The 9,186-nt window shown below is 61.9% G+C and carries 8 protein-coding genes and 2 pseudogenes; 3 read left to right on the forward strand and 7 right to left on the reverse strand.

Translation table 11 applies throughout. The features are described from left to right. Nucleotides 1–17: 17 nt before the first annotated feature. Both HHL14_RS16200 and HHL14_RS16205 read left to right on the forward strand, forming a co-directional pair. The gene (locus HHL14_RS16200) at nucleotides 18–1,514 is read left to right on the forward strand and encodes a CoA-acylating methylmalonate-semialdehyde dehydrogenase (protein ID WP_169498617.1); all 1,497 of its coding nucleotides are present in this window, start codon (nucleotides 18–20) and stop codon (nucleotides 1,512–1,514) included. Between the two features lie 119 nt (nucleotides 1,515–1,633). After that, nucleotides 1,634–1,873, forward strand: a pseudogene (locus HHL14_RS16205) (integrase core domain-containing protein); the annotation flags it as partial. Between the two features lies 1 nt (nucleotide 1,874). On the opposite strand, the gene tnpB reads toward HHL14_RS16205, so the two are convergent. The 6 genes and pseudogenes from tnpB to HHL14_RS16235 form a co-directional block, all read right to left on the reverse strand. After that, nucleotides 1,875–2,225 carry an IS66 family insertion sequence element accessory protein TnpB gene (gene tnpB, locus HHL14_RS16210; RefSeq protein ID WP_169498618.1) on the reverse strand — a complete coding sequence of 117 codons (351 nt, stop codon included), beginning with the start codon at nucleotides 2,223–2,225 and terminating at the stop codon, nucleotides 1,875–1,877. Further along, entirely contained in the window at nucleotides 2,222–2,629 is a 408-nt protein-coding gene (gene tnpA, locus HHL14_RS16215; protein ID WP_169498619.1) for an IS66-like element accessory protein TnpA, read from the reverse strand. The genes tnpB and tnpA overlap by 4 nt, the downstream gene beginning before the upstream one ends. 75 nt (nucleotides 2,630–2,704) lie before the next feature. Next, nucleotides 2,705–3,088 (reverse strand): annotated as a pseudogene (locus HHL14_RS16220) (IS6 family transposase); the annotation flags it as partial. Nucleotides 3,089–3,261: 173 nt separating this feature from the next. Further along, entirely contained in the window at nucleotides 3,262–3,939 is a 678-nt protein-coding gene (locus HHL14_RS16225; RefSeq protein WP_169498638.1) for a GntR family transcriptional regulator, read from the reverse strand. 38 nt (nucleotides 3,940–3,977) lie between these two features. Continuing rightward, the gene (gene ilvD / locus HHL14_RS16230) at nucleotides 3,978–5,786 is read right to left on the reverse strand and encodes a dihydroxy-acid dehydratase (protein WP_329601670.1); all 1,809 of its coding nucleotides are present in this window, start codon (nucleotides 5,784–5,786) and stop codon (nucleotides 3,978–3,980) included. Beyond that, nucleotides 5,668–7,011 (reverse strand): FAD-dependent oxidoreductase, encoded by a 1,344-nt coding sequence (locus HHL14_RS16235; protein WP_329601671.1) that lies wholly within the window; start codon nucleotides 7,009–7,011, stop codon nucleotides 5,668–5,670. The genes ilvD and HHL14_RS16235 overlap by 119 nt, the downstream gene beginning before the upstream one ends. A 124-nt stretch (nucleotides 7,012–7,135) precedes the next feature. Here HHL14_RS16235 and HHL14_RS16240 point away from each other — a divergent pair, with 124 nt between their 5' ends. After that, entirely contained in the window at nucleotides 7,136–8,467 is a 1,332-nt protein-coding gene (locus HHL14_RS16240) for an MFS transporter (RefSeq protein WP_169498620.1), read from the forward strand. Nucleotides 8,468–8,872: 405 nt separating this feature from the next. On the opposite strand, the gene HHL14_RS16245 is transcribed toward HHL14_RS16240, so the two are convergent. After that, nucleotides 8,873–9,186 (reverse strand): integrase core domain-containing protein (locus HHL14_RS16245; protein WP_169498621.1); only part of this gene is annotated, 314 nt, incomplete at its 5' end.

Raw genomic sequence — 9,186 nt, forward strand, 5'->3', positions numbered from 1 at the left:
AAGCACAAGGAAACGCCATGCAGACCATTGAGCATCTGATAAACGGCGAACGCGTCGCCGGCGACGGCCGTAAAGCGCCAGTCTTTAATCCGTCCACCGGAGAGGTGAGCGGCGAAGTCTGTCTCGCCGATGCCGCGACGCTGCAGCACGCGATCCAGTCCGCCCGGGCCGCCTATCCAGCGTGGCGCAACACGCCGCCGGCGCGACGCGCCCAGGTGCTGTTCCGCTTCAAGCAACTGCTGGAGGAGAACCTGGAGACGATCGCCGGACTGATCAGCGCGGAGCATGGCAAAACGGTTGAAGACGCGCTCGGGGAGGTCAAGCGCGGCATCGAGAACGTCGAGTACGCGGCCGGCGCGCCGGAACTGCTCAAGGGTGAATACACGCGCAACGTCGGGCCGGCCATCGACGCGTGGAGCGACTTCCAGCCCGTCGGCGTGGTGGCCGGCATCACGCCGTTCAACTTTCCCGCGATGGTGCCGCTCTGGATGTACCCGCTCGCGATTGCCTGCGGCAACACCTTCATTCTCAAACCGTCCGAACGCGATCCGAGTTCGACGCTGTTCATCGCCGGGCTGTTTCAACGGGCGGGTCTGCCCAAAGGAGTGCTCAATGTGGTGAACGGCGACAAGGAGGCGGTCGACGGATTGATCGCGCATCCGGATGTCAAGGCGCTGAGCTTCGTCGGCTCCACACCGATCGCCGAATACATCTACGCCGAGGGAACGCGACGCGGCAAACGGGTGCAGGCGCTCGGCGGCGCCAAGAACCATGCGGTGCTGATGCCGGACGCCGACCTCGACAATGCCGTCAATGCGCTGATGGGCGCTGCGTATGGCTCGTGCGGCGAGCGCTGCATGGCGATTTCGGTAGCGGTGTGCGTCGGCGACGCGATTGCCGATGCGCTCGTCGAAAAGCTCGCGCCGCAGATCGCCGCGCTGAAGATCGGCCCCGGCACTTCGCGCGGACTGGACATGGGGCCGCTCGTCACGAGCGCCGCGCGCGAGCGCGTGCTCGGCTATATCGACGCGGGTATCGCGGCGGGCGCCGAGCTGAAGGTGGACGGCCGTGGTTATGAAGTGGACGGTCATCGCAACGGCTACTTCGTCGGTGGCACGCTGTTCGACCGCGTCACGCCGGAGATGAGCATCTATACCGACGAGATTTTCGGCCCGGTGCTGTGCGTCGTGCGCGCGAACAGTCTGGAGGATGCGCTGCGCCTGATCAACGACCACGAGTATGGCAACGGTACCTGCATCTTCACGCGCGATGGCGAAGCGGCCCGTCAGTTCTGCGACGAGGTCGAGGTGGGTATGGTGGGCGTGAATGTTCCGTTGCCGGTGCCGGTTGCCTATCACAGCTTCGGTGGCTGGAAGCGCTCGTTGTTCGGCGACCTGCACGCCTATGGTCCTGACGGCGTGCGCTTCTATACGCGCCGCAAGGCGATCACCCAACGTTGGCCTCAGCGCGAAAATCGCGAAGCCGCGCAATACGCGTTCCCTAGCCAACGTTGATACGCGTCCCGCGCGGCTTTTTGCAGGCCATTGCCCAAGCGATGGTCTGCGTAATCCGTTCTTTCCGGGAGCGGATAACGCGCGATGCTCGCCGTCGCTCTGGCGTGGCAGAGCGGCAGGTCAGCGTAGGTGACTCCTACGACAATGCGCTGGCTGAAACGATCAACGGCCTGTACAAGGCAGAAGTGATCCATCGGCTTGGTCCGTGGCGCAATCTGCAGGCCGTTGAGATGGCCACACTCGAATGGGTCGACTGGTTCAATCATCGACGACTGCTCGCGCCAATCGGCAACGTTCCACCTGCCGAGGCCGAAGCCGCTTATTATGCAAAACTCGCTGGGTCTGCCATCGCGGCATGACTCAAGCAAAACAGTCTCCGGGATTCCCGGGCGCTTCAGGTTGTCGCCAGTCGATGCCTTCAAGCAGCATCGACAGTTGCGCCTGGCTCAGGCACACGACGCCGCCATCAGCGCGCGGCCAGACGAAGCGCCCACGCTCCAGACGTTTCATCAGCAGGCACATGCCGTCATCGCTCCACCACAGCACTTTGACCAGATCGCCGCGTCGGCCCCGGAACACGAACACATGGCCACTGAACGGATCGCGCTCCGGCACGGTCTGGACCTTTGCGGCCAGGCTGTTGAAGCCTGAGCGCATGTCGGTCACGCCGGCAGCCAGCCAGACGCGCGTGTGGCTGGGCAGACCGATCATGCCGCTGCTGCCGGCATACCGCGCAACATGCGCAGCACCAGCATCAAGGTACTTTCGTCGGGTGCGCCTTCAATACGCACCCGGGCGTTGCCGACACTGATTTCGATGGCCCCTTGCAGTGCTGTGACCGTCGCTGGAATAGATGCCGGTGGCGCGCCCCCGGTCACTGCTGCATCGATCTTTACGGGCAGCAGATCAACGGGATCGTATTCACCTGCGTGCAGCGCCCGGCGCCATTTGAACACCAGGTTCGTGTTCAGCCCGTGTTCCATCGCCAGGCGGGCGACCGAAACTCCGGGCTCGCTCGCCAGCCTGGCGATCTCGCGCCGGAATTCGAGCGGATGATTCGGTATGCCTTTGCGGCCAGTTCTCTTCGGTGCTTCTGTTGTCAAAGTAGTCCCCATTACTCGATGTGGTGGGGGCTACTCTGGCAACTTCTGATCGGAACGTCGAGACGGTACGCTGGACTCGCTTACAGCACATGAGGCAAGCACGCGCTTGAAAAACCGCTTCGCTGCAGCCTTGTCACGGCGCTCCTGTAGCAGGATATCAAGTTCAGCCCCGTGCTGATCGACCGCGCGTCATAAAAGATAAGGCTCGCTGCGCAACGTCACAAATACTTCGTCAAGATGCCAGATGGTGCCAGGCTTGCGACGCGCGGCTTTCACACGGTATGCGAAATATGCACCGAATTTATCGCACCAGCGTCGAATCGTTTCGTAGCTGACGATAACCCCGCGCTCGAACAGCAGCTCTTCGATATCACGCAGGCTGAGCCGAAACCTGAAATACCACCGCACCGCGCAACTGATGACCGACGCCGGAAAGCGATGTCCGTGATAAAGCGACTTTGCATTCTTCATCACGCGATCTTACTCGATCATCTCTGCCACGTGACAGTGCCGTCAAAGGTATTGACAACTTCCTGCTCATAGAAGGCACCCCCAGCCAGCGATCAGTTGGCAGGAAGAATGGGGACGTGCCCGCGAACATGCCTCGCGATGGACTTTACCAACTTGATTCGAAACCGGTCGACTCAGGACTCGAGCGTAGCCCGGGTAAATTCTTCGACGTTGTCGATCAGCCGGTCGAGTGCCTTTCTCGCGTCCTGGCTTTTGCCGTTGGCAATAGCACTCGCGATCTGGGCATGCAGCTGCGCGGTTTCGCGCAGATTGGCGAAGCGTTCCGAATGGGCGTACCAGAACCGGCGCGACAGTCCCTGCATGAGCTTCATCGCCGCCGCTGCATATTCGTTGTTTGCGCTATCAAGCAGAAGCCTGTTGAACGCGCGGTCAAGCGACAGGAATTCGGTACCGTTGTTGCTGCGGCCGGCCACCGGCATCAGGTCTGCGAGATGGGCGAACAGGGCGCGCTGCGCGGCATCCGCATTCCTGGCCGCCGCGCCAACCAGCAGCCGCTCGACTTCCCGGCGCACTTCCAGCAAACGCAGCTGTTTGCGGACATCGATTTCCGACACCATGATGCCCAGCTTCGGCATGACGACGACCAGCCCTTCCCGCGAAAGCTGCTGCAGGGCCTCGCGCACGGGCGTGCGCCCCAGGCCCAGCAGCTTCGAGAGGCCGTTCTCCGACACGACCTGTCCGGGCTTCAGTTCGAGCGTGGCGATGCGCTCCTCGATCTGCGCATAGGCCTGCCCGGCCAGACTCTGATCATCAGAATCAACCGTAAGAGGAAGCAAAGCAGGCCCATTCATCACGACATCTCTCTCGATTACCAAACTACATGGTTGAATTACCGCTCGCCTAGCACGGCACCTTTCGAGAGCGGCTGTACGAGCTGGCGGTACATCGCGAGCCAGCCCTTCTCGTGGGTCGGTGGCAGCGGCGGCAGGGCGGCGATGCGCTGGGCCAGTTCCGCGTCCGTCAGCTCCAGCGCGATCGATTTCCTGTTCAGATCGATCACGATGGTGTCGCCATCATGCACGGCGGCAAGCGGTCCACCTTCGGCCGCCTCCGGCATCACCTGACCAATCGTGATGCCGCTATTGAGGCCGGACAGTTCGCCGTCCGTCACGACTGCAACGGTCTCGCCCAGTCCCGCGCCAACCAGCGCCGCCATGAAACTCGCCGCGAATACGGTACCCGGGCCGCCCTTCGGCCCCAGCATGCGCAGCACCACAACCGAGCCCGGCGCAATTTTACTCTGCTCGATCGCGTTGATCGCGTCGTTCTCGTCTTCGAAGACGGCCGCCGGGCCGATAAAGCGTCGCACGCTCGCCGGAACGGCGGACAGTTTTACCACCGCACCGTCCGGTGCGAGATTGCCACGGATGATAACGAGTCCCGGCTCGGGCCGGAAGGGCTGCGACATGGGCGCGATGACGCTTTCGTCCGGCGCCGGCCGCGCGGCCAGGTTCTCGCCGAGTGTCAGACCGCTCACGGTCATCACCGAGGTGTCGAGAATTGCCTGCAACTGCTTCATCGCGCCCGCGCAGCCGCCTGCCGCGGCGAAATCTTCGATGCGGTCAGGACCGTTCGGACGCACCTTGGTGATCTGCCCGACGAGCGATGCCGCAGCCTCGAATTCACCGATGATATCCACGTCGCATTCACTCTCGATCGCGGTGGCCAGCAAGTGCCGCAGCACATTGACCGACGCGCCGATCGCGACAGCGACGCGCACGGCGTTGCGAAACGCACCCGCCGTCATGATCTGGCGTGGCCGGATGTCCTTTTCAACCAGCTCCATGATCGCACGGCCCGCGCTCTCGGCGTAGCCGTTGAGCGCGTCGCTTCCCGCACGGATAGGCGCGTTGCCGGGCAGCGCCATGCCCAATGCCTCCGCCATGCAGTGCATCGAATTGGCTGTCGCGAGCCCCGCGCACACACCGGGCCCCTTGATCGCATGGCAGGTCATGTCCGTCAGATTCTGCAACGTGATCTTCTTCGCCTTGTAGGCGCCCACCGACTTGTACACTTCCTCGATATCGACGTGGTGATCGCCGCACTGCGAGCCGAGCTGGAAGCCGCAGGTCACGATGATGCTCGGCACGTTCAGGCGCCCCGCAGCCATCAGTTGCGCGGGGGTTGTCTTGTCGCACGAAGCGAGCAGCACCATGCCGTCCAGTTCCGCACCTTCCACCTGCACTTCGACGTCGTTGACGAGCAGATCGCGCGTGGGCATCAGATAGCGGCCCTGCTTGCCGGCGCTCGTCACGAAATCGGATGGCGCCACGGTGCGGATTTCCAGTGGCACGCCACCCGCGGCACGTATCGCGTCCTGCACCACCTGGGAAACACCGTCGAGATGCTGGTAACAGACCGACAGTTTGCTCGACGAGTTGACGATGGCGATCTTCGGCTTCTCGAAGTCCTCTTCAGAGAGTCCCATTGCGAGCCATTGCGCACGACGAACCGCCCAGCGCGTGGTACCCGGGGTGAAGCTGCTGCGAAGTTTCCGCTTTTCCATGCTCTTTGTTCCTTCAGTCAAGTTGCGCGCCGTCACGATTGAGCAGAAGACGGATGTCTTCGCCCGCAATCCGCCGGACGCTGATGTGTTCCTGTGAAGCCAGCGCCGCGGCGTGGCCAATCGCGTGCCCATACGAAAAACATTGCGCGGTCACCCGTGCCGAGGCAACCGCCTCGTGCTCTGCCGACAGACAGCGCCCCGCCACCAGCAGGTTTTCACCGGCTGCCGGCACGAAGCATCCGAAGGGCACTTCGTAGTAGTCGTTCAGGAGCCATTCAACGCGTGGCCGGCTGCCGCTATGCAGTTCGATCGGCCAGGGCGAGCGCGCGATGCCGTCGGCGAATTTGGCGCCGGCGAGGATGTCCGCGTTACGCAGCGTCTTCGTGCCGGCCACCTGCCGGGTTTGCCTCACCCCGACCTGAACGCCGGTATCGATCACCCAGCTGCGCTCGCAACCCGCGAGAAAGTCCCTGAAGAAACGCGCATACTCGCGAACCTGCGCGCGGCCTTCGAACTCGGCTTCCGTAAAATCGCGATGCATCACCGGATTCAGCTCGCGACCGTCCGCACCCGTTACGCGCGTGCAGTTGCACAGCAGTTCGCCGGGTCGCGTGGTGGGGAACAGCCAGATCTTGCCGCGCGGCAACAGGTAGCCGTTACCGTTCGCCTCGGCGATCTTTGCGGAGACCTCCGGCGGCATGATCGTGTCAGTGCCGTAAGTGGCCAGAAAGCGCTCCACGTCAACGCCGCCGAGCCGGAAGATCATGGTCGGGTTCTGCACGCGGCCGTGGTCGCCCATGCTGGTCTGCCAGCCCGCCATTGCGACGAGATCGGCGTCGCCGCTCGCGTCGATGGTGACCGGCGCCAGCACACGGACCTTGCCCTCTTTCGTGTAGAGCTGCGCACCGCGGACCGCATCACCTTCCATCAGTACTTCGGTGACCGTGGCGTGATAGATCACTGTCACGCCTGCATCACGCAGGAACGCATCGCCCACTTCGCGCCACACGAGTGGATCGTGGACCAGTGTCCATGTCTTGCCGTATCTGAGTGGATCGCCGAGTCCGTTGCGCTCGCGCATCCTGCGGATGAACTCGTCGACGAACCCGTGTACGACCTGGGTCGGGCCGCCGCCGCTTTCTGTTGCCTCGTAAAGACCGCACACGGTGCCGGACAGGCCCGCCACCGCTCCGCCTCCACAGAAGCCATAGCGCTCGGCGAGCACGACACGGCACCCGCGTCGCGCCGCGGTGACCGCGGCCGCAAGCCCCGCGGCGCCCCCTCCGGCAATGAATACATCGGCAGACAGTGTCTGAGCCGGGCGGCTATCCAGAGCCGCTACCTCAATCTGGGTCACATCTCCTCCTGGGTGATTTCTGTTGTTGACACTCTAAATACAGACCTAATATCCTGTCAACATGTAGCTAACATACTACCAACATACAAATCACTTTCACGCATCAGGAAAAGGAGACAGTTGAATGAGAAGTCGAACGCCGTACCGCTGGATCATCGCGATCGTCCTGTTTGTCGCGTACAGCATCCAGTATCTGGACCGGGTGAAAAGCAGTGTGCTGAACCCCTCGATCGCCCATGACCTTGGCCTTACGACCGCTGATATCGGCACCGGCGCGTTTCTGATGCTGCTTTTCTACGGGCCGTCGCAATACGTGTCCGGTCTGCTCACGGACCGCTTCGGCGCAAAGAAGGTGCTGATCTTCTCGGTCGTCGCCTGGTCGTTCATGACCATGTACATGGGCCTGATCCAGACACGTGACGAGTACCTGTGGCGGATGGCGCTTTTCGGCGTGCTGGTCGGAACGGAATACGTACCATCCGCCCGTATCCTGATGCGCTGGTTCAACAAGGAAGGACGCGCACGCGCACAAACCGTCCTGGCGTGGGCCTGGATTCTCACCCCTGCGTGGGCAAGCGTTCTGGCCACCCAGTTTGCGGCGCACGCCAACAGCTGGCGCGTGGTCTTCTTCGTGACAGGTGCGATGGGGGTGGTCCCGCTGGTGATGATTGCACTACTGGTCTTCGATCGGCCGGAGCAATATCCGAAGGCAACAGAAGACGACCTCGAGTATGCGTACCGCGACGAAATTGCCGCGGGCACGATCAGGAAAGGCCAGTACACGAACGTCCAGCAAATCATTCTGAAGAAGGGATCGGTAAGTCTGCTTGACCTGCTCAGGAACCCGACTTACGTGGCGGTGATCTTCGTTGATATCGTCATGCAGATCACGCTATACGGCGCCCTGACGTGGATCCCGCTTTATCTCTCAGACGCGTTCGGCTTCAGGCTGCAGACGATGGGGTGGTGGAGCGGACTGTACTTCGTTGCGGGCGCCGCAGGCAGTCTGCTGTCGTCGTGGATGTCGGACAAGGTATTTCGCGGCAACCGCAAGATCATGATCCTCGTCTGCTTCATCGGACTCGCGCCGTTCGTATTCCTGCTGGGTTCGTTGCAGCACGCGGATCATGTTCTGCTCGCCATTGCGTTGTGCGGGATGGGCTTCTTCGGCAACATGGCGTGGGGCCCATTCCTCGCGCTGCCGGCGGAGATTTTCTCGCCCGAGGTTTATGGCAAGGCGATGGGCTTCGTGAACGGCGTCGGCTACTTCGTCGCTGCGTTCTCGGCCAAGATTTTCGCTGCGCTCGTCACGATAGACGCACTCGGAAAGAAGGACTATACGCACGGATGGTACTTCATTGCGATCTGCGTAGCAGCCGGCGTATTCGCGGCCAGCAGGATCAGAACCGCAAAGGACGTGGTCCGGGAACCTGCCCAATCGACTGCCGTGCAATAGCCAGAAAATGCTGGCGGTGAGCGTCCCCTGAAATCTCGCGTTTCAGGGGACACGCTTTCTATCGTGACCTGCCTCTGTGGCTGGCGATTCGTCCGGCAGATAAATACCTCCTCGACCCATCGTGGCTCCAACGCGCCTTCAGAGCCACATGTGTCATCACACGGCACGGATGTTTGCTGCTCGAAGTGCCCATCACTTCCTCAAATGTGGTCTCGTTCGCAGTCCCAGGACAGACTGCCAGGTTAGTTGGCCAAAGACAGTGAAGGGGGGGCTGAGGTCCTGATGACCTCGATCATCTCCGCCTTCATCCAAAGGCTGGCGGGCTCGTGATCGAATCGCGCATGAGAGGTGGCCTCACCCGTTCGGACAGACTTCTGAGATTTTTAAGTGGAACGTCCGGGGCAGTCATGCTGCCAATTTGATCGCAGGCAGCGTCGCGAAGTATGCCTCCTCCGGCGTGCGGTCTTCCAGACTCGAATGAGGTCGTCTCTGGTTGTACAGACTGATGCAATCGCCGATTGAGCGCCGGGCGTGGCTGACCGATTCATAGGCTTTCAGATACACCTCTTCATATTTCACGCTTCGCCACACACGCTCGACGAACACATTGTCCCGCCAGGCACCTTTGCCGTCCATGGACAAGCGGATGCCCCGGCGGAGCACGGCCTCGGTGAACGCTGTCGCGGTGAACTGGCTGCCCTGGTCGGTATTGATGATCC

This window comes from Paraburkholderia antibiotica, from assembly GCF_012927125.1.
GTDB lineage: Bacteria > Pseudomonadota > Gammaproteobacteria > Burkholderiales > Burkholderiaceae > Paraburkholderia > Paraburkholderia antibiotica.